At 64.9% G+C, this 25,781-nt stretch carries 17 protein-coding genes; 5 read left to right on the top strand and 12 right to left on the bottom strand.

Annotated features, from left to right (window positions below; translation table 11 throughout):
* Nucleotides 1-42: 42 nt before the first annotated feature.
* Together DDE20_RS00815 and DDE20_RS00810 are read right to left on the bottom strand one after the other, a co-directional pair.
* Nucleotides 43-2,160: a hydantoinase/oxoprolinase N-terminal domain-containing protein gene (locus DDE20_RS00815; protein ID WP_116556549.1), complete on the bottom strand. Its 2,118-nt coding sequence runs from the start codon at nucleotides 2,158-2,160 to the stop codon at nucleotides 43-45.
* A gap of 62 nt (nucleotides 2,161-2,222) precedes the next feature.
* The gene (locus tag DDE20_RS00810; RefSeq protein WP_116556548.1) at nucleotides 2,223-6,296 is read right to left on the bottom strand and encodes a PAS domain S-box protein; all 4,074 of its coding nucleotides are present in this window, start codon (nucleotides 6,294-6,296) and stop codon (nucleotides 2,223-2,225) included.
* A gap of 164 nt (nucleotides 6,297-6,460) precedes the next feature.
* On the opposite strand from DDE20_RS00810, the gene DDE20_RS00805 reads away from it, so the two are divergent.
* Entirely contained in the window at nucleotides 6,461-7,354 is an 894-nt protein-coding gene (locus tag DDE20_RS00805; RefSeq protein WP_116556547.1) for an urea carboxylase-associated family protein, read from the top strand.
* Nucleotides 7,355-7,875: 521 nt separating this feature from the next.
* On the opposite strand, the gene DDE20_RS00800 is transcribed toward DDE20_RS00805, so the two are convergent.
* Both DDE20_RS00800 and DDE20_RS00795 read right to left on the bottom strand, forming a co-directional pair.
* The gene (locus DDE20_RS00800; RefSeq protein ID WP_240607795.1) at nucleotides 7,876-8,910 is read right to left on the bottom strand and encodes an SUMF1/EgtB/PvdO family nonheme iron enzyme; all 1,035 of its coding nucleotides are present in this window, start codon (nucleotides 8,908-8,910) and stop codon (nucleotides 7,876-7,878) included.
* Between the two features lie 11 nt (nucleotides 8,911-8,921).
* Entirely contained in the window at nucleotides 8,922-10,670 is a 1,749-nt protein-coding gene (locus DDE20_RS00795; protein WP_133240310.1) for a hypothetical protein, read from the bottom strand.
* 294 nt (nucleotides 10,671-10,964) lie between these two features.
* Here DDE20_RS00795 and fumC point away from each other — a divergent pair, with 294 nt between their 5' ends.
* Both fumC and DDE20_RS00785 read left to right on the top strand, forming a co-directional pair.
* Entirely contained in the window at nucleotides 10,965-12,371 is a 1,407-nt protein-coding gene (gene fumC / locus DDE20_RS00790) for a class II fumarate hydratase (RefSeq protein WP_116556544.1), read from the top strand.
* A gap of 262 nt (nucleotides 12,372-12,633) precedes the next feature.
* Nucleotides 12,634-12,828, top strand: a complete 195-nt coding sequence (locus DDE20_RS00785; protein WP_116556543.1) for a DUF4169 family protein — start codon at nucleotides 12,634-12,636, stop codon at nucleotides 12,826-12,828.
* 48 nt (nucleotides 12,829-12,876) lie between these two features.
* Here the strand turns inward: DDE20_RS00785 and DDE20_RS00780 are convergent, their stop codons facing one another.
* From DDE20_RS00780 to DDE20_RS00745, 7 genes are all read right to left on the bottom strand, one after another.
* A complete protein-coding gene (locus DDE20_RS00780) occupies nucleotides 12,877-13,878 on the bottom strand; it encodes an NADPH:quinone reductase (RefSeq protein ID WP_338066498.1) in 1,002 nt (333 codons plus the stop codon).
* 25 nt (nucleotides 13,879-13,903) lie between these two features.
* The gene (locus DDE20_RS00775; RefSeq protein ID WP_165814380.1) at nucleotides 13,904-15,070 is read right to left on the bottom strand and encodes a CapA family protein; all 1,167 of its coding nucleotides are present in this window, start codon (nucleotides 15,068-15,070) and stop codon (nucleotides 13,904-13,906) included.
* 728 nt (nucleotides 15,071-15,798) lie between these two features.
* Complete coding sequence (locus DDE20_RS00765) at nucleotides 15,799-17,424, bottom strand: hypothetical protein (protein ID WP_116556540.1); 1,626 nt, start codon at nucleotides 17,422-17,424, stop codon at nucleotides 15,799-15,801.
* Between the two features lie 112 nt (nucleotides 17,425-17,536).
* On the bottom strand, nucleotides 17,537-18,271 hold the full coding sequence (locus DDE20_RS00760) for an SDR family oxidoreductase (protein WP_116556539.1): 735 nt from the start codon (nucleotides 18,269-18,271) through the stop codon (nucleotides 17,537-17,539).
* Entirely contained in the window at nucleotides 18,268-19,587 is a 1,320-nt protein-coding gene (locus DDE20_RS00755) for an FAD-binding oxidoreductase (RefSeq protein ID WP_116556538.1), read from the bottom strand. Before DDE20_RS00755 ends, DDE20_RS00760 begins: the two co-directional genes overlap by 4 nt.
* Nucleotides 19,587-20,000 (bottom strand): GtrA family protein, encoded by a 414-nt coding sequence (locus tag DDE20_RS00750; protein ID WP_116556537.1) that lies wholly within the window; start codon nucleotides 19,998-20,000, stop codon nucleotides 19,587-19,589. Before DDE20_RS00750 ends, DDE20_RS00755 begins: the two co-directional genes overlap by 1 nt.
* Nucleotides 19,997-21,439, bottom strand: coding sequence for a UbiA family prenyltransferase (locus DDE20_RS00745; RefSeq protein ID WP_116556536.1), 1,443 nt, complete (start codon nucleotides 21,437-21,439; stop codon nucleotides 19,997-19,999). Before DDE20_RS00745 ends, DDE20_RS00750 begins: the two co-directional genes overlap by 4 nt.
* A gap of 510 nt (nucleotides 21,440-21,949) precedes the next feature.
* Between DDE20_RS00745 and DDE20_RS00740 the strand changes: the two genes are divergently transcribed.
* Nucleotides 21,950-23,161 carry an NnrS family protein gene (locus DDE20_RS00740; protein WP_116556535.1) on the top strand — a complete coding sequence of 404 codons (1,212 nt, stop codon included), beginning with the start codon at nucleotides 21,950-21,952 and terminating at the stop codon, nucleotides 23,159-23,161.
* Between the two features lie 3 nt (nucleotides 23,162-23,164).
* On the opposite strand, the gene DDE20_RS00735 is transcribed toward DDE20_RS00740, so the two are convergent.
* Nucleotides 23,165-23,851, bottom strand: coding sequence for a phosphatase PAP2 family protein (locus DDE20_RS00735; RefSeq protein WP_116557198.1), 687 nt, complete (start codon nucleotides 23,849-23,851; stop codon nucleotides 23,165-23,167).
* A 328-nt stretch (nucleotides 23,852-24,179) separates the two neighbouring features.
* Here DDE20_RS00735 and DDE20_RS00730 point away from each other — a divergent pair, with 328 nt between their 5' ends.
* Nucleotides 24,180-25,655, top strand: a complete 1,476-nt coding sequence (locus DDE20_RS00730; protein WP_205961591.1) for a catalase — start codon at nucleotides 24,180-24,182, stop codon at nucleotides 25,653-25,655.
* Nucleotides 25,656-25,781: the final 126 nt, after the last annotated feature.

Raw genomic sequence — 25,781 nt, 5'->3', positions numbered from 1 at the left:
CTTCTAGCCGCGCGCGTTTGCGGGTGCAAGAAGTGTGGGGCACTATATTTTCTGCGGTTGTTGGCGGGGCGACTTGGGGGCCAATTCACGGCGCGCTTCGGGGAGGCGTTCGGGCATTGGCGCGGGGGCGGGGTCGGTGGAGCTGGCGATGCGGGGGCGGCCGGAGGCGGTGGCGCTGAGGCCGATTTCGACGGTCATACGGCGGCCCTCGATTTCGGCGGCGGCGTCATTGCGGGTGATGCTGACGCGGGCGGATTCGACACCGGCGCGGATCGCGCGCTCGGTGGCGCGGCGCTCAAGATCGGCGCTGAGCGCGGCGACGGCGGCGTCGGGGTCGGAAAATTGCGCCGGTCCTTCCTCGAGATGGGCGATGAACGCGTCGAAACCGGCGCAGGTGATCAGCCCCTCGACCCGCATCGAGACCTGTCCGACCACCGCGCCCACGGCATTGGCGACGCCGGCGTGTTCGGGCACCAGCATTGGGCAATCGAGCCGCGCACCGACCGGCCCGTAGTAGCAATGCGCCGAGGCGCCGAGGCCGATCACCGGCAGATCGAGCCGCGCATCCAGCCGCACCAGACCGCCGCCGCGCTGCAGCGCCGCGATCAGCAGCGGGTGACGGGCCAAATCATCGGGCGCATCCGCCCAGTCGCGCGGATCCTCGGCAAAGGCGGATTCCAACAGGCAGGTGACGGTCTGCTGGGTCATCTGGTCGATGATCATCTGCGCCATCGCCTGTGCATCCGCGGCCAGCCGGTTGCCGTCACCGGCGCGGCGGCGGGCCAGAAGGGTCAGGGCTTTCTCGGCGGCGGCGCGGTCCCAGCCGTCCTGCAGGTCCAGCACATGTGCCGCGTCCGAGGGGGTCGGGCCGCAAAGGAGCACCAAACCGCGCTGCACAAGGCGGGTCAGGGCAGGGGCCTCGATACGGCTGAACAGGGTTTCAGAGAGGCGCAGGGGTCCGGCTTGCAGACGCTCGGCCACCGCCAGTTCGCGCCCGCCCAAGTCATCGGGCAGATCCGTGAACAGGGGCAGGGCAAAGCTCCAGCTTTCATCGGCGGCGGCGGGCATATCGAGGGCGCGGTCAAGGGCGCCATGGACCAGCGCCGGATATTGCACGGCGGCCAGCGCCATCGGCAGCATCCGCCGCGGGCCGAGGATCACACCGCCGGTCAGCGCCTCGGACATGCGCACTTCGCTGTCGCCGCCGAGGCCGCTGGTGCGCATTGCCACCGCCTCGACCATGGTGCGAAAGCGGCCGACGCGCGCGCCCTGTGGGTCAATCGCGGGTTTGCCGTCGCGCAACAGGCAGATGTCGGTGGTGGTGCCGCCGATATCCGAGACCAGCGCGGTTTTCTCGCCGGTCAGCCATGAGGCGCCGGCAATCGAGGCGGCGGGGCCCGAGAGGATGGTTTCAATCGGGCGTTCGCGGACCAAAGCCGCCGAGACCAGCGCGCCGTCGCCGCGCACCACCATCAGCGGGGCGGCAATCTCGCGGCGTGCCAGATGGGTCTCGCAGGCGCGGATCAGCCGGTCGATCATCGCCACCAGCCGCGCGTTCAAGAGCGCAGTCAGGGCGCGTTTCGGCCCGTTCAGCCCTGCGGATAATTCATGCGAGCAGGTCACCGGCAGGCCGGTGCGGGCGCGGATCAGGGCGCGGGCCTCGACCTCATGGGCGGGGTTGCGGGTGGCGAATTGGGCGGTCACCGCGACCGCGCTGATGCCCTTGGGCAGCGCATCGAGCGCGGCATTGAGGGCTGTGATATCAAGAGGTTGCGCCTCAACACCTGAGTGCTGGTGGCCGCCGCCGATCTCGATCAACGGGTCATCGCCGAGAGCCTCGAGCAGTTCGGCGCGGCCGCGTGGGCTGCGGTCAAAGCCGATCATCACCAGCGCCGCGCGTCCGCCTTGCCCCTCGACCAGCGCATTGGTCGCCAAAGTGGTGGATAGCGCCACCATGGTGATCTCTTCGGCGGCGACCGGCGTCTGGCCTTCCGCGCGGGGCTGGGCGAGCACCGCGTCGATCGCCTCGCCGATACCCTTGGAGAGATCGGGCCGCGAGGTCAGCGCTTTGGCGCTGGACAGCAGGTGCTGCGCCGCGTCATCCAGCAAGATCGCGTCGGTATAGGTCCCGCCGGTGTCCACGCCCAAAAATATCGACATGCCGCTCTCCAATTGCGCCTTGATCCAGTGCTAGGACGAAGCCGCGGGTTTGGAAAGGGGACTTACGCCGTTTGGCGCATCAGTCGCGACATGGTCTCGGCGAGCAGCGCTTTGCGGAAGGGTTTGGCGATATGACCGGCGAATCCGGCGGCGAGATATTCCTCGACCTGATGCTGCATCGCATTGGCGGTGACCGCCACCGCCGGCACCGGCGTCAGCTCCTCGATTTCTTCGCGGGCGCGGATTTCCTTGAGCGCGCCGATCCCGTCCAGACCGGGCATCGAGATGTCGAGCAGCAGCATGCTGAAATGATCGGGCCGGTATTTGCGGAAGGCGTCGAACCCGTCAACCGCAAGCGTGACCTCAAGCCCCAGAGCGGTGAGCATGGTTTCAAGGATCTTGCGGTTGGTGGCATTGTCATCGGCAACCAGCACATGTTTGCCCGAGAGATCCAGATCATCCTTGCGGGCGTCGGGCGTAGCGCTTTCCTGCATGCCCTTGGCCGAGGCCACCGGCAGCCGCACGGTAACTTTGGTGCCCGCGCCGACATCGCTTTTGAGCACGATATCACCGCCCATGAGATGCACCAGATGGCGGGTGATCGACAGGCCCAAACCGGTGCCGCCAAAACGCCGCGCGGTCGAGCCTTCGGCCTGTTCGAATTCATCGAACACTTTCGCCACTTGATCGGGGGTCATGCCGATGCCGGTGTCGGTGATGCTGAGCACCAATGTGGTGGGAAATTCCGCCGGCGCATTGGGCGGCGCGACGCTGGCGGATTGCGCCTCTTCGATACGGGCCGAGACGGTGACGCCGCCGCGCTGAGTGAATTTCACCGCATTGCCGATCAGATTGTTGAGGATTTGTTGCAGGCGGCTGGCATCGCCCAGCCAGCGCTGGCGACAGAGCGCATCATGGCGCACCTTGAACGCCAGCCCCGCGGTCTGGGTGCGCGGCGCAAACAGCGCATTCACCAGTTGCAGCAGATCGGCGGGGACAAAGGCGCTGCGCTCGATGGTCATCTTGCCGGCCTCGATCTTGGCCAGATCCAGCACATCATTGAGGATCGTCAGCAGCCCCTCGCCAGAGTCGCGGATGGTGTCAATCATCCCGCGCTGTTTCGGCGTCACCTGCGTTTCGCCCAGCAGTTCCGCCATCCCCAGAACGCCGGTCAGCGGGGTGCGCAATTCATGGCTCATATTGGCCAGAAACTGCGATTTCGCCTGATTTGCCGCCTCGGCGCGTTCGGTCGAGGCGATCAATTCGCTGACGCAAGAGCCGATCCCGCGATAGCCCAGATATTTGCCCTTGGCGTCGGTATAGGGGGCGCCGTTGACGCGAATCCAGATCGGCGCGCTATCCGCCGCATTGGTGATCCGAAACAGCATATCGGCCAGCGGCGCGCCCTCGCGGATGGCACGCATCAGGGCGCCCCAATCGCCATGCACCAGCGACGAGCCGGGGGCAAAGCCGATCTCGTCCAGTGTATGGCCGAGCAGCTTGTCCACCGGCCAGCCGGTCAGACGTTCGAACCCCGAGGTCAGATTGACCACTTTGCGGCCCGGCCCGATCTCCCAGAACCATTCATCCGAGACCGCCGCGATATCCGAAAACCGCTGTTCCGAGTCCTTTTGCGCAGCGAGGGCGCGTTCCATCGCCTCGGTCGCCTCGGTCAGCGCCGCCTCGCGTTTCTTGCGCTCGGAGATGTCGATATGGACACCGGATTCCTCGGCCGGGATACCCGGCGCCAGCCAGCGTTCGACCCGCGCCTGCGACAGCACCCAGACCCAATGCCCGTCGCGGTGGCGCAGGCGGAATTCATGCTCGATGGTGCCCTGCGTATGCGGGTCGGAACTGGCGATGCGTTTGCGCGCCTCTTGCAGGTCATCGGGATGGATGCGCGCCTCGGCCTGCGCGGTGGTATAGGGGGTCAATTCATCCAGCGTATAGCCCAGCATCGCGGCATAGGCGTCATCAATGATCATCCGCCCGGTTTCATGCTGGAATTGCCAGGTGCCGATCGAAGAGGCCTCAAGGATCGCGCCCAGCCGTTCCTCGGCGTGGCGACGCTCGGTCATATCGAGGCCGACGCCGCTGATCTTGATCACCTTGCCATCCGCATCGCGCCCGGTGACCCGGCCACGGCAGAGCACATGCACCCAATGGCCGCGCGCATGTTGCAGGCGGAACTCACGCTCGAACTGCCGGGTCTCGCCGGTGAGCACCGCACGCATCGCGGCGCGGGCCTCCTCGATATCATGGGGGTGGATATAGCGCCGCCATGATTTGGTGTTGAGCTTCAGCGGTCCCTCACCCTCGCGGCCCAGCATCGCGATCCAATGGGTGTTGAGCGTGGTCGCCATATCATTGGCGTCAAATTCCCAAGTGCCGATACGGGCGCCGTTGATGATATCTTGCAGCCGCCGCTCGGCGTGTTTGAGTTGCGTGACCTCGATCCGCATGCCGACGCGCCCGCCCTCGGGGGTCAGACGCTCATAGCAATGCAGCCAGCGGCCATCCTTGAGCCTGATATCGACCGAGCCCTGCGCGCTGTCGTGCAGCGCCCGCCGGTTCTCGCGCCAAGCGTCCTCATGGCCCTTTTCGACGCTGAACGCCCCGCGCGCGACCGCGGCATCGACGATCTCGTTGAAATCCGCGCCCACTTTGATCAAATCGGAGATTTCGGGCACCAGCGAGCGATATTTCTCATTGAACATCAACAGCTTGTCATTGGCGTCGAAATACGAGAATCCATCCGGGATCGCCGCAATCGCATCCTGCAAGCGCTGGCGGCTGGCCGAGGCTTCGGCGGCCAGCGCCTCGAGTTCGACCTCATGGTTCTTGCGCTGGGTGATATCGGTTTCAATGACCAGAAACCCGTCAAAGGCGCCATCGTTGCGGTGCACCGGCTGCAGGTCCAGATCGACCCAATATTCCGTGCCCCTGCGGTCGAATTTGCGCATTTCGACGCGCGCGCTGCTGCGCGTGTCCAGCGCGTGCCGCAGCAGCCGCACCGGCGCCGAGTCGCCTTGGAAATTGGGGAAATACCCGACCGGTTTGCCGCGCACCTCCTCCAGCGTATAGCCGCTGCGCGCCTCCAGCGCGGGGTTGATCCAGCGCACCTTGAGATCGGCGTCGAGCACCGTCGCCAGATTGGTCATCCGCCTGGTGATCTGCACCAGCATGGCGTTTTCGGTGTCGCGCGCATGTTCTTGGGTGACATCGCGGATGCGGAACACAAAGCCTTCGGAGCCGTCAAGATCGGCGCGCCGCGCGATGGTCAGCCGATACCAGCGCTGCGCCGCGCCCTCGCCCAGCGGATAGGCCGGCACCCGTGCCGAGCCCTCGCGGCGGGCGCGGGCCATCCCCTCGCGTTGCAGCGCGGCAATCTCGGGGGGCAACGTGTCTTCGATGGTGCGGCCGAGGATCTGTTCCGGCGGCGCCACCAGAAGTTCCGGCGCCGAGCAATGGTAACCGGTGCAGCGCCCGTTGTCGTCCACCTCAAGCAGCAGTTCCGGCATTGCCGCCAGCGTCGCGCGCATCTGCTCAAGCGTGCGGGTTTGCTGCTCGCTGACCTCGGCGAGACTGTGTTCTGCCTGCCGCCGCGCCAGCGATGAGGTCAGCCCCTCAGAGAGCGTGTTAAGCAGCCAGCGGTCCTGTTCGGTAAAGCCGCGCGCCTTATGCGCCCGCTCCAGCCCGACCATCCCGTGCACCTCGCCATCGCGGATCAGCGGCGTTTCGAGGATCGATTTGATCCGTTGCTCCTGCAGCATGTCATGGGTCGGCCCCGCCGGCATCGCATCGACATCGGCGATATCCAGCGGCATCGGCGCGCCGGGGTTGAAGGCGGCGGGAAACAGCTCTTCGGCGGTCATATTCTGGAACTGGCTGTTCACCGAGTCCACGTCGGGCGCGCAATATTCATGGCTGTTCGACCAGAGGTCACCGGTTTTGAGGAACAGATAGGCGCGGTCCGCCCCCGCATGCACCGCAAGCCGTTCCAGCACCGCGAGGATCGCAGTGTCCAGATCCTCGGGCGCGGCACGCAGCAATTGGCCGAGCGCCGCAATCGCGACCTCTGATGCTGTATCCCCTGCAGACGCCCTGTCGCCTGCTTGATAGCTCGCGTCTTCCATTCAACCGATCCGCGATTTGGAACCTCAGCCTACATCTATCAGGTAGTGAAACCCAATCCAGCTTGAAAATTCGTTAATGAATGAAGTATCAAGGTTAACTCCGGCTTGCGCCCGCCGGTTTCGCTGCGCAACCTGCGTGAAAACCCGTTGCAGGAGTGCCGTTGATGTCCCCGATCCCTCGCTCGCCCGGTAGCCCGGGCCCCTTATCCGCCCTTGAAACGACGCCCGCAGACGCCGATACGCGGCGCGCGGTGGCGCCGGTGATCTGCTATCCCAATGACAGCCTGCCACCGCCCGAGCTTGCCCGCTATCACGCCGCACGTGCAAATATGACCCTACGTCACCGCCTGATGATTGCGCCGCGCAGTGCCGGCGTGTTCGAGGTTCCGGCGGGCGGGATCTTTCGCATTTCCTGTCCCGAGGGCTCGCAGGTCGGTGATCTCAACCTGTTTCACGCCGCCAATCCTGACGAGCGGTTTTATTCCGGCAAGACCCGCGCCCTGCATGGCACGCATCTGGGGGTTGGTGACCGGATGTGGTCGGGGTTTCCCTATCTGCGGCCGATGGCGACGATGATCGCCGACACGCTGGCGTGGTATGGGTGCGACGCTTACGGCGGGCGGGTGCATGATGTGATCGGCACCCGCTGCGATCCCTATACGCATGCGCTACTGTCGGGCGGGGCGCAGTACCACCAGTGCTGCCATTCGAACCTGACCCGCGCCTTGATCGGTGACGGGTTCGGGGCGCAGCGGGCCGAGGCTTTGGTGCATGATGTGCTCAATGTCTTCATGTGCACCGGGTTTACCCAAGACAGCGGCCAGTATTTCATGAAGGCCAGTCCCGCACGGCAGGGGGATTATGTCGAGTTCATTGCCGAGATCGCGCTGAAAGGGGTGCTCTCGGCCTGTCCCGGCGGGGATTGCGGCACGGTGCATTCGTCGGATCAGGCGCAATGCCATCCGCTGCTGGTCGAGGTGTTCGAGGCTGATCCCGAGGTGATGGCAGGCTGGCGCTCGCCGGAGGTGAATGGCTATGACCGGAGCCACGGGATGTGAGGCGGGCAGGGGATGTGAGGGGAAATGCCGCGCGGCGCACCTGTGTTGTCGTTTGCGCTGGCATTGATCAAACACCCCGCCCGGCGGCATCGCCGGGCAGCGCCGACCCGACCCCACGGGGCGGCGCTGCCCTTAGGGCGCTATCGGGTCAGTATAGTTGCAGGCGGCGGGTAAACTGATGTCCCGCCCGACATGGCAGAACTGACGTCTGTGCGTTGTGGGGGCGTAATCGTGCACAGGCTTTGATCCAACGCCCCGCCCGGTGGACACACCGGGCAGCGCCGACCCGACCTCACGGGGCGGCGCTCCGCTTGCCCCTCGGTTCGGCGCTGCCCTTGGTGCGTTGTGGCGAGTGTAGTTGCTTGAAGTTCATTGCAGTTCTGGTGCTGGCCTTAATCCGATGTCCCGCCCGGTGGACACACCGGGCAGCGCCGCCACGCCCCCCCGGGGCGGCGCTTCGCTTTGCCCCGCGTGACCGCGCTGCCCTTGGAGCGTTAGACAGGCCGGTCATGCCAGCACCCTTACCTCACATCACGGAAACAGCGGAAGCCGAGGTGGTAGTTCCGGTGGCTCGACCCCGAGAGCACCCGTGAGCCGTGCCAGAATGGCGCCCGCCAGCGCGCCCAATGTTCATGCGCGCGCACCTGATCCCAGATGAACCACGAGCCCTTCATCTCGGTCACCCCCAGCGTCGTCGAACCACGGCTCGCCATCTGGCTCTCGTTCAGCGGCAGGTTCATATGCTCGGCGGCATTGCCGTCGATATCATAAACTCCCAGCGGGCTGTGACACTGCGGGAAAGACCCAGCCGGATAGGTGTTCGAGCCGCAGCCGGTGAAACTGCCACCATTGCAGGACGCGGTTTTCGAACTGCCGGTGGCGCAGACGCCGCTGCGCCATTGGCCGATCGAATAGACCCCGCGCTCACCGGCATGGCGCTGGTTGTGCCAGGACCGCATCGCCTGCGGCGAGCCGAGATGGAACGCATAATCAGGCTCCAACAGCGCCCCCGCCGCCGCGCCCTCCCACTCATGGGCATCGCCGATCCGCGCACCCTCGGCGGCGCAAAGCGCGGCGGCCTCATTGGCGCGCACCCAGACCACCGGATAGGCCAGCGGCACATTGGGGTATTCGAACATGAAGGCGCAGACCGTGGCATCCTCGGGCCGCTGGGTGGCGGGATCATAAAGCGGCACCTCATAGGGATGGCCGCAAATCCGCTCGAAGCGCGCGTTGCGATACTGGCGCCGCACGCTGTCGACACTGCCGCCGATCCGCTGTGCGGCCTGTTCCGGCGTCAGCGGGTGGCGGGTGACCGCAGGGTTGCCCTGTCCGATCCAAGACGAGGCAGCGAAAATCTCGCGCACCCGTGCCATTGCGCGGCTGGACACCCCGCGCACGGATTGCATCTCGCTGAGCATCTGCTCGTTAAGCTGGCCCAGCGATTGCGCCGCCACGGGGGCTGGCGCGATCAAAGGCGCCAGCGCCAATCCCATGGCCAAAGCCACGCCACTCAGGGTTTTTCCTTGGGCCGTCAGTTTTTTCGGAGCCGTCATAGCATCCTCCCTCAACGCCGCAGCAAATAGAAGAAATCACGATTGTCGGAAAACTCGACGAAACGCCCCATCGGACGCCCGTCACGATGCCGCGAATCCGATTGCGCCATCCGCCGGTCCAGATGCACGATGTCGAAATCCTCGGCCTCGGGCTCGCGGGTGTAGATCGCCGAATAGGTCAGATCGAGCGAATTCATATCCAAGAGCATGGCAAATTCGCAGCCGTAGGCCTGAAAGACCCGCGCCATGCCCGAGGGGGTGGCGGAGCTGAACACCGCATAGATCAGCATCTGGCGGCCATCGACCACCCGCTGGCAGAGACCCGAGCGCAGGGTGCGCAATTGCGCCTCGGCCGAGCCCGACCAATTGCCGCCCATCCAGCTGCGCACCTGCGAGCCGGGCACACCGACGCCGGTGGCGGGATCAGGCTCGATGACCGGCGTGCCGTTCTGGCGGGCAAAGCGGATATGCGGCAGCAGCGGGTTCAGGTCATCGCCCCATGTCGCCATATGCACCGAGCCGTCCTGCAACACGAAGATCGTTGCCAGACCGGGCTGCAAACGGCTCAGCATCACCCCGTTGACCAGAAACCCGTAGTGATGCCCGTGGTTGGTATAGGCGAAATCGGTCAACCGCCACGCGCCGTGATCGCGTTTGAAGCCACCGGCAAAGATCGCCGCCACGCGGTCGGTGAACACCGGATTGAGCATGCCGGTCATCTGCAAGGGATTGACCGTGCCAAAGCCGTCAGGGCCGGGCAGGTTGTAATCGCGGCCTTGGCCCGAGGGACGCGGTGACCAGTCAACCTCGGGGTGGCCGGTGCCGATCTCGTAGCGCAGATCAAAGCGGCTCATGTCAAAGGCGAACATATAGACATCGGCGCGGTTCTCGACCCCGTCGAGCCAGTTCGCCCCCGGCACATCAAGAACCTCTTGGGCAACCATTCCGGGCTGCACCACGCTGGCATAAATCCCCGGCGCGTTTTGCACCGCATACCAGCTGCCGGCCTCCATCTGGTTGCTTTCGGCGCCGACCAGATCCATCCGCATCTGCGAGCGCATCACCCGGTGGCTGCTCAGATTGGCGCGGCCCAGAGCATCGACCACCGAGCCCGCCTCGGCCTCATCCATGGTCTGCGCGGTGGTCAGATAGGCGTCCTCATAAAGCGTATCCTTGATGATATTGATCAGGTCTTCGCCAAAGGGGACATAGGAGCGCAGGAATTCCGCCACGGATTCGCGCATCGTGCGGCTGCCCGAGCCACGGCTGCGCAGGAACAACCGTCCCTCGCAGATCGGCGCAAACGGCAGCCCCTGACGGCGCGCCTCTTCCAGCTCGCCCTCCCATGGTGCGCAGGTGATGGTCGCCGCCTCAGAGGAAATCACCAACTCATTGCGGCCTTCGCCCAGCGAGACAGTGAACAACTCGGGTGCGATATTCTCCAGATGGTATTGCCGCACCGCGCGCCCCGAGCCGGTTTCCAGTAGAAACCAAGCATTCACAAAGGGGTTGAGCGAGGTCAGCCGCAGATTGGTGCCATCGTCGCCGGTGCCGGTCAACTCCACCCGAAACGGCTGGAATTCAATCACCGAGCGGCGATGATCCTCGCGGTGATCGGCAAATTGCGCGGCCCGCTCGGCGGCGGGCATATACCACGGCTCCAATGTATCGGCAAAAGCGGGGGCGGTCGCGGTCCCCAGTCCCAGCGTGGCCAATACAGCGGCAACACGCCAACGGGGGTCAAATCCTGCGATCGTCAATGTCGAAACTCCCTGAATATCAAATACTTGCACCGCTCTTGCAGCAAAAATCCTTGCGCATTCGGCGGTTTATAGGGCGAAGATTGCAACAATCAGCCGATTCAGGCAACAGCCGAACCGGCGCAAATCCGCCAATCAAGCAAGTGTTAACCTGAATTGATCGCGGCTCTGTGCGGCTGTGCAATTGCATACCAGCGCATACCGATTGATTTTCCCCCGCGCGCTGTCTAAGAGAGCGCAAATCATCATGCCCGCGCGCTGTCATATTAGGGCGCCTATCATCAGGAGAGTGCCATGAGTGCGACAACCCCGAAGATCCGTATTGAAACCGATAGTTTCGGCCCGCTCGAGGTGCCATCCGATAAATATTGGGGCGCGCAGACCCAGCGCTCGATCATCAACTTCCCGATCGGGTGGGAGCGCCAGCCGGTGCCGATCATCCGCGCGCTGGGTGTGGTCAAACAGGCCTGCGCGCAGGCCAATAAGGAGTTGGGCACGCTGGCGCCCGAACTGGCCGATGCGATCATTGCCGCCGCCGATGAGGTGATTGCGGGCAAGTTCGACGACAACTTCCCGCTGGTGGTCTGGCAGACCGGCTCGGGCACGCAGTCGAATATGAACGCCAATGAGGTGATCTCGAACCGCGCGATTGAAATGATGGGCGGCGAGATGGGCTCGAAATCGCCGGTCCACCCCAACGACCATTGCAACATGGGCCAGTCGTCGAACGACACCTTCCCGACCGCGATGCATGTTGGCATTGCAATGCAGGCCCGCGATGTGCTGCTGCCCGGTTTGCGCAAGCTCCACGCCGCGCTCTCCGCGAAATCCGATGAGTTCAAGGACATCATCAAGATCGGCCGCACCCACACGCAAGACGCGACGCCCCTGACACTGGGACAGGAATTCGGCGGCTATGCCCATCAGGTCAAAAAGGGCATCGAGCGGGTCGAGGCCTGTCTGCCCGATATCTACGAGCTGGCGCAGGGCGGCACCGCTGTTGGCACCGGTCTGAACACGCAAAAAGGCTGGGCCGAGATGGTCGCTGCCAATATGGCCGAGATCACCGGCCTGCCGTTTGTCACCGCGCCGAATAAATTCGAGGCGCTGGCCGCTCATGATGCGATGGTGATGTTCTCGGGCGCGCTGCGCACCGTCGCCGGATCGCTCTATAAGATCGCCAATGACATCCGCTTTCTCGGCTCCGGCCCGCGCTCGGGTCTCGGTGAGTTGATCCTGCCGGAAAACGAGCCCGGCTCGTCGATCATGCCGGGCAAGGTCAACCCGACGCAGGCCGAGGCGCTGACCATGGTCTGTGCGCATGTGATGGGCAATGACGCGGCGGTCGGTTTCGCCGGCTCGCAGGGGCATTTCGAGCTCAACGTCTACAACCCGATGATGTCCTATAACGTGTTGCAATCGATGCAACTTCTGGGCGATAGCGCCAGCGCGTTTACCGACAACATGGTCTCGGGCATCGAGGCGAATACCGCGCGCATCGACCGGCTGATGAAGGAATCGCTGATGCTGGTGACCGCGCTGGCGCCGACTATCGGTTATGACAACGCCACCAAGGTTGCCAAAACCGCACATAAGAACGGCACCACCCTGCGCGAAGAGGCGATTGCGCTGGGCTTTGTCGATGGCGAGACCTTCGACCGCATCGTGCGGCCCGAGGATATGGTCGGCCCCAAGGGTTGAGATCCGTAGGGTGCGTGCTCTGCACGCACCTTAACTCAGGCAAACCATGAGGGCCGCGCCCTCCCGGGGGGAGGGTCGGGCGCGGCCCGGGCTGGCGCCCGTGCCAAACAGAGGCTCAGAGATTTGCCAGAACCTGTCGCGGCGCCCCAAACGGGCGCCGTTTTTCATCGCCTAATGCCGCGCGCTGCATTGGGTCTGACGCGCCGCCGGTTTCGGTGTATCTTGCCGTATACCGCGCGAAACCGAGCTTTGAGGACACAGAATGGCGAAAGTGATCAACCTGCGCACCCGCCGCAAACAAAACGCCCGTGACGCGGCGCGCAAAACCGGCGATGACAACGCCGCGCGCCACGGGATCAGCAAATTCGAACGTCAGACAATTGTGGCCGAAGTGGAAAAGTCCAAGCGACACATAGACTTGCACAAGATTGTTAAGAAAGAGGATGAAGCGGAATAGCCCCCGCATCAGCCATTTACAGACAGCCAACGCCTCGTTCGGACGCCCTCAAACCCCCTCGGCCACATCAATCAGCGCGGCGCCAATCCGGTCGTTGCTCTCGCAGGCTTCATGCGCGCGCCAGCCCTCCGCCAAGGGCACCTGCAGCGCCACCGGATGGCGCAAGGCCCCCGCCGCCAGCCAGCCGTTGAGCGCGGTGATCCCCTGCGCCCGCGCTTCAGGCGGCAGCAAATAGACCAGCACCATGCGCAGGGTCTGGGCGGCAAACATCATCGGGTAAAACGGCAATTGCGGCTCGGGGTCACCCATCGAGCCATACGCGGCGATGATCCCGTTTTGCTTGAGCACCTTGCGAGTCACCTCCAGATTGCCGCCGAATTCCACCTCGACAATCCGGTCAACCCCGCGCCCCTCGGTTGCCGCCAGTATCGCCTGCGCCGCATCGCCTTTGCGGTAATTGACCACCGCATCGGCACCCATGTCCAGCGCGTGCTCGGCCTTCGCACCGCCCGATGTGGTGGCGATCACCCGCCGCGCGCCGCTCAATTTTGCCATCTGGATCGCATAAGCGCCCACCGCCCCCGCGCCGCCAGTGACCAGCACGTCAAGCCCGGTCACCGGCCCGTCGGCTAAGAGGCACCGATGCGCGGTCAGCGCCGGAATGCCCAAACAGGCGCCCTCGGCATATGTCGCCGCGTCGGGCAGCGGCGCGGCTTGCTCGCTGGGTAGGGCGATATAGTCGGCGGCGGTGCCAAAGGGGCGCCCGAAGGCCGCGTTCCATAGCCAGACCCGCTCGCCAATCCGCGCCGGATCGACGCCTTTGCCCACCGCCTCGATGCGCCCCGCGCCGTCGGAATTGGGGATGATCAGCGGGAAGGGCGCCGGTCCGCGGGTGCCCTGACGGGTTTTCGCGTCCGAAGGATTGGCGCCCGAGACCGCCACACGCACCAGCACCTCACCGGCTTGCGGCTGCGGTTTCGGGCGGTCGCGCAGGTTCAAAACCTCTTGCGCGGGGCCGGTGTGATCATAGCAGAGGGCTTGCATGCTCATGGGTTTTCCTTGGATCGTCAGGGGATTAGCGGTCGAATATAAAGCGCTGGGATAGGCCCGAGTCCGCCGAGCCGCTGCCACGGCATTCGACCATCGCGGTCAGGTCATGCCCGGGGATCAGCCGTGCCAGCAGCGCATGGCCCGCCTCGGCGCGCGGCGACATTCCGGGGCGCGGCAGGGTTAATGAGGGGTCAGCGCCCTCGAACTCCATTTGCAGGGGCACGAAACCGGCGCCTGCAATGCGCGGCGCGCGCGGGCCGGGGCAGACCTCGAGCCAGGCCAGCAGCGAGGTGGCGCGCTCCAACGGCGGCTGCGCGGCGACGAAGTTGCCGGTGGAATAGATCACCGGCACCGTGCCCTGCGCGCCGGTCAGCATTTCCCACGGCTGCGGCACATGCGGATGCGTGCCGACGACGGCCATGGCGCCTGCCGCGACCAATTCGCGGGCAAGGCGCCGCTGTTGGGCGTCGGGTGTGAGCACATATTCCGGCCCCCAATGCGGCAAGACCAGCACGCCTGCGCCGCTCTCGGCCTCCTCGGCAACCAGCCGCAACAATTGCGCGCGGTCGTCATAACAGCGCAGCACCTGTCCGCGCGGATCGGCAATTCCATTGGTGCCGAAGGTGCAGGCGATCAGCGAGAGCGGCCCGGCGGCGGTGCGGATACGCTGCGCGGCAAACCGCGAGGCCCCGCCGGTCACCGCCCCGACTTGGGTCAACCCCGCACGGTCGATTGCCGCCAGCGTCGCGTCCAGCCCCGCCGCGCCGCGATCGAGCGCGTGATTGTTGGCGGTGGTGACGATATCGACACCCGCCGCGCGCAACTCGCGCAGCACGACGGGGTGATAATTGAACCGCGGATAGCCGGTATAGACCTCGTCATCGAGCGTGGGCCCGGGGTCGGCCACGCGGCGCCCGTTTTGGGTGAAACCGGCGGCAGTCGGGCCTTCGAGATTGGCAATGGTCAGATCGGCGGCCTGCAACAGCGGGGTGGCGGCGCCCCAGATCGTATCGAAGCCGCGCGCATAACCGCGCCATTGCAGCGCGCGGTGCAATAGCACATCGCCGACAATCGCCAGCGAGACCCTTGTGTCACCGCTGCAGCTATTGACCGGCGGCAGGGCACGCGGCGCGCAGACCTGCGCGGCGGCGGGGCTGGCGAGGAGCAGGAGAAGGAGGGCGAGGATGCGCATGGGGGCAGGCAAGCACGCGGGTGGCATGGGGTCAATGGATAGTGTTGAGGGCCGCGCCCGAGCCTGGGTGGGCGCTCGCACCCGCTCCACAACGTGCGGAGCTTGAAAGCATTGATCTCGGTCGAACGGCGAAGATCATCGCCAAGGCGCCCTCCCGGGGGGAGGGTCGGGCGCGGCCCGGCGTGTCCGACGGGCGGGAGGGGTGGTTAGGTGGGTCTCAAGCTGCGAAGGGTGTGAATGACGTGACTTTTGGCAAGGATGGCGGGCGTGGTGCGAATGGCATCGCTAGAGCATGTTGCAGGGAAGGCGGATGAGGCGCGGGTTCAAGCCGACGCCTTGCGGGAGCGAAATGCTCGGCTGAGAGGTGTCCAGTGCGATTGCGCGAGAGTTTCTCTTCAGCCCCACACTCAAAGCAAAGCGCGAAGGGCCGCGCCTGACCCTGGGTGGGCGCTCGTGTACTTGAAGCAGAGCGGACCGCTCAAAATTACTGATCTCGGTCGCGCGGAGAAGGTCATCGCCAAGGCGCCCTCCCGTGGGGAGGGTCGGGCGCGGCCCGTGGTTCCCACGGGCCTGAGGGGATTTGGTGGGGCTTGATGCGAGAAAGGGCGCGGTTGCGATGAGGCAAGGGCAGGGCTGCAGTGGGCGATAAGGGGCAGTAGGTGCGGATATGCAAAGGCCCGCCAGAGGGTTACTCCGGCGGGCCTATCGCGCATCAACCAGCGCTAATCTTACTGCAGTGCGGCGAGCAGCTGGCGGTTGGCGATCGTGCCTTCGGAACTCACCAGCGCCGCCAGACGGCTGTCGGACAAGAGATCCCGCAGGTCCACCGCGCGGCCGTTCACATAGGCGCGGCGGCTGATCAACCGGATGCCGTGGCTGTAATCGGCGTATTGCGCGCCATGCACCGTCGACAGGGGCTGGATCGGCGACCCGCTGCGCCGGTGCCAGCCATAGATCGCCACCCGCCCCGGATTGCGGTTGAGCCGGTTGGTCAGCACCAGATCCTTCTTGTGACCGGCGACCAATTGCCCGAGCCGCCCGTTGGCCTGACGCAACTGCCCCTCGACGGTCGCGTTATGGCGCAGGAAGTAATTGGTCGAGGCCATCTGGTTGTTGGGGGCCATCGGCGAGGGCGAGAGGCGCAGATTGGCCTGCGCATAGATCGCGTCAACCATACGGGTGGTCGGCAGCACCATGTCAAACCGCTCGGCAACGCGGGTGGCGGCGGGCAGGCCCAGCGGCACGCGCACGAAATCGCGGTCGGAGCCCACGGCCAGATAATCCGGCATCACGCAGATGGTTACGCGGGTCGGCTGGCCGTTGGGGCCGCTGCCCTCGAAACTCACCGGCACCAGATTGCGCAGATGGTCGGGGATATTGCCGGCCATGACCTCCGAGATCACCGCGCCGTCGCGACTGCTGCCCGAGACCGAGGTCAACTGCCCGATCACCTGCGAGCCGCCAGAGGCCGAGCGGCCCCGGCGGGGGATCGAACGGGTGAGGGCGGAATCGCAGGTATCGGCGCGGGCCAGCGCTTGCCGCATCGGCGGCACCTGAATGGCGGGTGCTGCGGGGGCAGGGGCCGCGGCTTCGACGGGGCGCTCGATCACCAAGGAGGCGAGGCGGGTGACCACCTCGGGGCGCGGCTGCGGCGTGCGCGAGCGGATCACAGCAAAACGCGACTCGGGGGCGGTTTCGGCCTCGAGCGCGGCCAGTGCCTGTGTCTCCGCTTCGGCTTGCAGGGCGGCGACCAACGCTTGCGGGCGCGCCACGGGCAGCAGCGAGCGGCGCGGGGCACGCAGGGCGGCGAGGCGCTCTGCGCTGTCGTCCTGCGGCGCGGCGCGGGTCAGGGTGAGTGGCGAGACAGGGGTGGCGGAGCCGCTGGCGATATCCGCGTCCAAAGCGGCGGTGACGGTGATCTCTTCGGTGATCTCTGGGGTGATCTCTGCGGTGGTTTCTGCGGGCGTGGTGGTGCCCGAGGGGCGCGGGGCGGCACCCTCGCGCTCAGCCGTAAAGGGTTCGACCCGCACCATCCGCGAGATGATCGGGGCGGGGGCGTAATCCGGCGCGGCAAAGGGCGCATCGGGAATGCCAACCAGCGAGGACATCCAGATCCGCGGCGGCGGCGCCTGGAAATCCGCCTCAACGCTGCGCGTCGCCATGTCGCCACCGGTGAGCGCGGCAATCGCCGCCATCGGGCCGCGTGTGCCTTGCGCGGGCAGCAGATAGGTCGCGCCAACCGCGAGGACCGAGACCAGACCAACACCGGCCGCAACCTGCGGGAGGCGGTTGCCAAATGCCAAATGCCGAAGCGCGACCCGCAGGGCGTGATGAGAAGAAGATGTGAATGCCATAGGACTCACATACCTGTGAAACCTTAACCCAGCAATAATTCTCTGCACTGCAGCATTGTGGATCGGCGGGCGCCCGCCGATCAAAGGTTAACGCCCCTGACGGGGCTTATCCTCAAAACCGCGTCCTTTTGAACGCAAACTCGGGCAGGTGGCAGATGATCGCCATGACTAACCCCCAGACCGGCTTGACATAAATCACGTTGCGGCGCCTCGCCTGCGCCCGCCAGATCGCCTGCGCGACCGCCTCGGGCTGGGCGGTCAGACGCGGGTTCAGATCCATGCCTTCGGTCATCCGCGTGGCGACAAATCCGGGCTTGACGGTAATCACCTGCAGGTCACTGCGCGAAAACCGGTTGCGCAGCCCCGAGAGAAAGGCGGTAAACCCGGCTTTGGCGGCGCCGTAGACGTAATTCGACGCCCGCCCGCGATCCCCCGCCACCGAGGAAATGCCGATGATCACCCCGTGGCCGCGGCTCTCGAATCGCTCGGCCAGCAGCCCGAGGATCAGCGCCGGCCCTTCGAAATTCGAGCGGATCACTTCGGCGGCGGCCTGTGGGTCGCTCTGGCTTTCCTCTTGCTCGCCCATATAGCCGACCGCGCTGAGCACCACATCGGGGAGTTCCGGCAGCGCATCGACAAACCCTGCGAAACTCTCACTCTCGAGCGCATCAAACCCATGCACCGTGGCCTGCACGTTATAGCGCAGGGCAATGTCGGTCGCCTCGGCCTCAAGGCTATCAGGATCACGCGCCGCCAGCCGCACATGATAGCCCTCACGCGCATAGCGATGGGCGCAGGCGCGGGCGATATCGGACCGCGCCCCCAGTATCAGAACAGAAGCACTCACAGGCCCAGCCTTTCACTTTGTGCCGAGGCAAACCGCCCGGCGAGGCCGCTGTCGCGGCGCATGGTGGTAAATTCCGCCCAGCGCGGATCGGTCTCGCGCAGGGTCTGCGCCGACATCCGGCTGTCCTTGGCCAGATAAAAGCGCCCGCCGTGATCAAGGGTGATCCGGTCCAGCTCGGGCAGCAGGTCAAGGCTGCGCTGGTGCATCGGGAAATCCAGCGCCAGCGTATAGCCCGCCATCGGAAACGACAGGCGGCTGTCCTGCGGACCCATCCGTTTGAGCACCGCCAGAAACGAGCCCGCGCCCGAGCGGGTGATCGCCTGCAAGATCGCGCGCAGCCCTTCGGCATGGGCCTCCAGCGGCACCACGCATTGAAACTGCATGAACCCCTTGCGCCCGTAAATTCGGTTCCAGTCGCGAATGGAATCCAGAGGATAGAAGAACGGCCCGTAAGCACTCGTCGAGAGTTCGGGCTTGCGGGCGTTGCTCCGGTAATAGACCTCATTGAACAGCCGCACCGAGGTCGGGTTCAGCGCAAATCCCGGAAAATCAAAGGGCACCCGCAGATTGCCATGCGCCGGCGTGCGGTAGGGGTGGAACCGCCGCGCGGGCGTCAGTTCCGCGCGGGTCGCATGTTCGCCGGTCATCACAATCGAGTGGCCCAGTTTCGCCCCCGTCGCCGCGCAGTCAATCCATGCCATGGAATAGGTCGCAGAATAGGTCGCTTCAAAGGCCTCCAGCGCGGCGTCCAGATCGGGTGCGGCAATGGTGCGCTGGCGGATATAGGCGCTCTCGACGGGTTTCAGCCGGATCGCGGCGCGCAGAATGACACCGGTCAGCCCCATGCCGCCAAGCGTCCAATGGAAGAGATCGGCGTTCTCCTCACGCGAGCAGCGCTGCACTTGGCCATCACCGCCCATCAGGTCGATCCAATCGACGAAGGTGCCAAAGGATCCCTCGGAATGGTGGTTCTTGCCGTGCACATCCGCCGCGATCGCCCCGCCCAGCGAGACAAACTGCGTCCCCGGTGTCACCGAGAGAAACCAGCCGCGCGGCAGGAAGGCGGCGATCACCTCGCCCAGGGTCACTCCGGCCTCGGCGACCAACTGCCCGCTGGCGGCGTCAAAACCGATCATCTTGTTGAACCGGCCCATATCGACGGTATGCGCGGCCAAGGCGCTGTCGCCATAGGCCCGCCCCATACCGCGGGCGATCAACGGCCCCTCCGCGATCAGCGCCGCCAGAGCGCGCTCATCCCGCGGGCTGCTCAGACGGGTGTCAACGCGCGGGAACCGGCCCCAGCCCGAAAGTTGCATCACATCGCCTCCGAGGTGGTAAAGACAAAGCGCCGGTCCAATTGGTATTTCACCACATAGCCGACCGCCAAGCCCAGCACCGCGCCGATCTCGCGCGCGCTATGGGTCTGGCCGACCACCCAAAAGACCGTCTCGGAGGCCCAGAAGATCGCCGTGGTCACCAGCCCCATCGCCGAATACAGCGAGAACTTGCGCGAATGGGCGCGCAAGCCGGTGGACATATCGGCAAAGATCCAGCGTTTATCCAGCGCGTATTTCACCGCCAGCCCCAGCGCGGTGCCGGTGATCATCGCCAGCGCAAACCACGCCCGCGTCTCGCCCAGCATCAGGACCAGCCGCTGCGCGCCCAGATTGGCCAGCGTGGCAATCACCGCAAATACGCTATAGCGAAAAACCAGTGAAGCGCGGCTCATAGATAACCCGCCGCCAGAAACAGCCCGACAATCAGCACAAAAGCCATGCGGCTGACGCGGTCGCGGGCGGTAAAGACCACCGGATCATCATCCATCTCGCCGCGCTGGGCCTTCAGGATCATCCGCGTGTTCCAATACAGCAGGATCAGACAGGCGACCCAGATCAGCACCGGAAAGCGGTAAAGCTGCTGCACCGTCGGCTCATTTAGATAGAGCATTAAGACCACCACCGAGGCGAACCCCGAGGCCACCGCCATCTGCGTGACCACCGCCAGATCGCCGACACGGTAGCCGCGCCCGGCGATCTCGTCGATGCCCCGATGCACCATATCGACCAGCTCTGCCTGCCGTTTCACCGCCGCCAGCGAGAAGAACAGGAACGCCGAGAAGGCCAGCAGCCAGACCGACAGGGTGATCCCCGTCGCCGCCGCCCCCGCCGCCATGCGCAGGGTGTAAAGGCTCGCCAAGGTGCAGATGTCGATGATCGGGCGGCGTTTGAGCCAGAGCGAATAGGAAATCGTCAGCAGGTAATAGACCGTCAACACCAGCAGGAACAAAGGCGCCAGCAGAAGCGCCATCGCCAGCCCCGCACAGAGCAGCACCGGCACCAGCATCATCCCGTGGCGCAGGGGCAGCGCGCCCGAGGCAAGTGGCCGGTTGCGTTTGCGCGGATGCATCCGGTCCGAGCCGAGGTCCAACAGGTCATTGAGCAGATAGACGCTGGAGGCAACAAGGCTGAAGGCGACAAAAGCCACCGTCGCCTGCCAGATTGCCAGCGGCAGTAGGTGATGCGCGGCGACCAGCGGAAAGAAGACCAAGAGGTTCTTCAGCCATTGATGGGGCCGCATGGCGCGCAATGCGGCAGGCAGCACCGATTTGGGCGGCGCCAGATGGGTTGATCCGGGATGCTGCGCCTCGACCTGTCCGCGCAGCGCTGCGTTCAGCCCGACAGTCACCGCGCCCGCCGCCTCTTGCCAGACCGGCAGATCGGCGCTGCTGTCACCGGCATAGATATAACCGCCCGCGCCAAACCGCTCGATCAGCAGCGCGGCTTTCTTGGCGCCCTTGAGGTTGGTCTCGCCGTCCGAGCCGTGGATCTCGTCAAACAGCCCCAGATGCGCGCCAATCGCATCGGCAAGGCTCTGGTCGGCGGCGGTCACCAGCGCGGTGCGCCCGCCACTGGCCCGCCACTCGCGGATATGCTCCAGAACCTCGGGCGTATAGGGCAGGGTGGCGGGATCGGGCGCGCCGCACAGCGCCATGCGTTCCTTCAGCGCCGCGCGGCCACGGGTCAGCCCCGCAACCGCCCAAAGGGGCGTGCGCCAATTGCGCGAGAATCCGGTCCAGAAACACTCATAGAGCATATCCGAGCGGATCAGCGTGCCATCAAGGTCGATCACCAGAACCGGGCGCGTATCGTCGATCTCCAGCATGGTCATGCCCGCTCTATCCTCCGCTCGGCGCAGCCCGGGTCACAACCCGCTACTGCACCGTGTTTAAAGGCACATTTGCATGCAACCCCGTGCCCGCGCAAGAGAACCACGCGGCTGGGGCAGGACTGTGGTGAAATAGGGACAATTTGCGCCATTTCGCGGGGCAAGGGCGGGCAGGGGGCAGATAGACTGCGAGGGAGACTGCGAGGGAGACTGCGAGGGAGACTGCGAGGGAGGGGGCGGAGCATGGGCGGGGAGGCCCGGAGGATAGCCATACTCGGGCCCGGATACGCACAATCGTGCCCAGACAGGCGTTTACCCAGACGGGCGCTTACCCAGACAGGCGGTTACATGAACAGACAGGCACAATCGCGCGCGCCCCAAGCCAAATTGCCGCAGATGGGACAGATTGCGCGGGGCGTGGTAATCTGACAAAAATACTCTGGTAATCCGCCAGACTCGCCCCACCAGACTCGCAATCGCCTGTCTGCCCATCCCTATAAGGTCGCGCGCGCCATGACCCAGACCCAAAGCCAATCCCCCGCCACCCAATCGCCGCTCTCGCTAACCGCGTTTTTCTCGCTCGGGTTCCGGCCGTTCTTTCTGCTCGCGGCGCTCTGGGCGGCACTGGCGATGCTCTTGTGGATCGGCGCGCTGACCGGCGTTATGGAATTGCCCACCGCTTTCGACCCAGTCTCATGGCACGCGCATGAATTCCTCTTTGGCTATCTCGGCGCGGTGATCGCGGGCTTCCTGCTCACCGCGGTGCCCAATTGGACCGGACGCCCGCCGCTACAGGGCGCCCCCCTCGCAGCGCTGGTCGGGGCATGGCTGATCGGGCGTATCGCTGTCACCACATCGCTGTTCTGGCCCGCCGTTCTGGTCGCGATTCTGGACCTGATCTTCCCCTGCGCGCTGGCCGTTCTGGTGCTGCGCGAGATCATCGCCGGTCGCAACTGGCGCAACCTGATCGTGGTCGGCATGCTGGCGCTCCTGATCCTCGGCAATCTGGCCTTCCATATCGAGGCCGCAGAGGGCGCCTTTGCCGCGCAGGGCTACGGGCTGCGGCTGGGGCTGGCGGCGGGGGTGATGATGATCGCGGTGATCGGCGGGCGGATCATTCCCGCCTTCACCCGCAACTGGCTGATGAAACGCGGCGCAGGGCGGCTGCCCACGCCGCCGATGGCAAAGTTCGACGTGCTGGCGCTGCTGGTGCTGCTACTGGCGCTGCTCGCTTGGGTGGCGTTGCCCGACCAGTCACTGACCGCCGCGGCGCTGATCCTCGCGGGGCTCTTGCATATCTGGCGGCTGATGCGCTGGGCCGGAGAGCGCACCCTCTCCGAGCCGCTGATGTGGGTGCTGCATCTGGCCTATGTCTTTGTTCCCGCAGGCGCTTTGGCCATCGGCATCGCGGGCCTCACCGGCGCCTATTCCGCCACCATCGCCGCGCAGCACCTATGGATGGCCGGTGCGCTGGGCCTGATGACGCTGGCGGTGATGACCCGCGCCTCCTTGGGCCATACCGGCCGCCCTTTGGTCGCGGGATTGGGCAGCACGCTCAGCTATCTGTTGATCCTCGCCTCGGTCGCCCTGCGCGTCGCGGTTTGGTTCGCGCCCGACGCCGCCTCCTCCCTCCATGCGCTCTCGGCGCTGTTCTGGATCGCGGGTTTCGGCCTGTTTGCGCTGCATTTCGCGCCCTTGATGCTGCGCCCGCGCCCTGCTGGCTAAGCGTCAGAACAACAACCGCGCGAAATAGCTGACCAAGGCGCGGGCGCTGTCGAACATCGAGGCCAAGAGGAACAGCACTGCAAACAGCAAGGGGTGAAAGACCTGCGGCCAGCGCTCGGCAAACGCATCAAGCCCGATGAGCCGCGCCAGCGCCACCATCGGCCGCATCAGGACCAGCGCCACGACAACGCCGATCACCGCGCCGACCAGAATATCGCTGGGGTAATGCAGCAGCAGGAACACCCGCACGAAAGCGACGATGAACAGCGCATGGATCAGCGCCACAACACCGGCCCAGCGGTTGATCAGGAAGAAACAGGTCACCAGCGCGCCGAAAAACACCGCATGATCGCTGGGAAAGGACGACCATTCGGCCAACCCGCTGGCATCGGGGGTGGCCGAGAGATGCAGCTCAAGCTCCTCGGCATAGAGGGGCCTGATCCGGTAGGGAAACAGCATATTGGTGCCGCGCCCGAGGAAAATCGCCACGATTCCGATCGCCAAAAGCGCGATCAGCCGCAGCCGCGCTTCGACCTGTTCAGGGCGCGGGAGAAACCACAGATAGCTGAAGATCATCGCAATCGGCACGCCTTTGATCAGCGGATTGTCCGAGATCACGGTGATAAATGCGTTGAATGCCTCGGATCTGGCGGCGATCCCGTCCAGCCAAAGCAGAATTGCTTCATCCATGCTGCTCATTCCTTCTGCCGTTGCGCTTCTGTCTCTCCTTTGTGGCCTTGCGACCGCTGTCCCGCGCCTATTGCGCGCTCAAGCTGCACAGTATGCAAAGAATTTGTGGCAATTTGGCGGCGTTTTCCACCGCTTCGATCCCCCACGCCCGCTAACGCGCCGCGCAGAGCCAAGCTCGCCGACGTTCTTCGCCCATCCAGCGCCATCCACGGCATTAGGTTTTGACAAAAGGCGCCGGTTGCTTAGGCTCGACATGTAACACTTGGCGATGCGCGCGGCATCCGCGCACAGCACCGGGTCAGTTCACGGGCACTATAGGAGGATTTAGATGACCGATATGAATAAGAAACAGGGCGGAACAGGCTCGACCACGGGCACCGGCGCACCGGCGGTAAGCGACCGCAACTCTCTGACCGTGGGCCCCGATGGCCCGATCCTGCTGCATGACGTGCATTTCCTCGAGCAGATGGCCCATTTCAACCGCGAGAAAGTGCCCGAGCGCCAGCCCCACGCCAAAGGTTCGGGCGCGTTCGGCACTTTCGAGACCACCCATGATGTCTCGGCCTATACCAAGGCGGCGCTGTTCCAAAAGGGCGCGACCACCGAGATGCTGGCGCGCTTCTCCACCGTCGCCGGCGAGATGGGCAGCCCCGATACATGGCGCGATGTGCGCGGCTTCTCGCTGAAATTCTACACCGATGAGGGGAATTACGATCTCGTCGGCAATAACACCCCGATTTTCTTTGTCCGTGATCCGATGAAATTCCCGCATTTCATCCGCAGCCAGAAACGCCTGCCGGACTCTGGTCTGCGCGACAATCATATGCAGTGGGATTTCTGGACCAATAACCCCGAATCCGCGCATCAGGTCACCTATCTGATGGGCGTGCGCGGGTTGCCCCGCACATGGCGGCATATGAACGGCTACGGCTCGCACACCTATATGTGGGTGAACGAGGCGGGGGAGCGTTTCTGGGTGAAATACCATTTCCACACCCATCAGGGGATGGAGTTCTTCACCAATGAAGAGGCCGGTGCGATGGCCGGTGCCGACGCCGATTTCCACCGCCGCGACCTGTTTGACGCGATTGCCCGTGGCGAGCATCCGGCCTGGACGATGTCGGTGCAGGTGATGCCCTATGAAGAGGGGAAAACCTATCATATCAACCCCTTCGATCTGACCAAAACCTGGCCGCATGCGGATTATCCGCTGATCGAAGTCGGCAATATGACCCTGAACCGCAACCCCGAGAACTTCTTTGCCCAGATCGAGCAGGCAGCCTTCTCGCCGGGGAATACGGTGCCGGGAATTGGCCTCTCGCCGGATAAAATGCTGCTTGGCCGCGCCTTTGCCTATAATGATGCGCAGCGCAACCGGATCGGCACCAACTTCCACCAGCTGCCGGTGAACCAGCCGAAAGTGCCGGTGAACACCTATATGTTCGACGGGCAGATGGCCTATCACCACAGCGGCAGCGCGCCGGTGCATGCCACCAATAGCGGCGGGCGCAGCTGGTCCGACGAGACCGGCGCGGTGCATGACGGCTGGGAGGCGGACGGCGATTTCGTGCGCAGCGCCTATACGTTGCGGCCGGGTGATGACGACTTCTCGCAGCCGGGCAAACTGGTGCGCGAGGTGTTCAATGACGACGAGCGCCGCCAGTTGGTCGAAACGGTCAGCGGCGCGCTGCTCGGCGGGGTGCGCTCTCCGGTGCTTGAGCGGGCCTTCGAGTATTGGAAGAGCGTCGACACCGAGATCGGCCAGCGCATCGAAGACGCGGTGCGTGCGGGGCAGGCGGGCTAAGCCCAGCGTTCCGGGATGAACACAGACGCCGGCCCTCACAAGGGGCCGGCGTTTCAAATGTCTGTTTCGCCCGTGGGAACCACGGGCCGCGCCCGACCCTCCCCCCGGGAGGGCGCATCGGCGATG

The sequence above is a fragment of the Pararhodobacter oceanensis genome (assembly GCF_003076755.1).
GTDB classification, from domain to species: domain Bacteria; phylum Pseudomonadota; class Alphaproteobacteria; order Rhodobacterales; family Rhodobacteraceae; genus Pararhodobacter; species Pararhodobacter oceanensis.
This window is presented reverse-complemented; position numbering and strand designations above follow the sequence as displayed.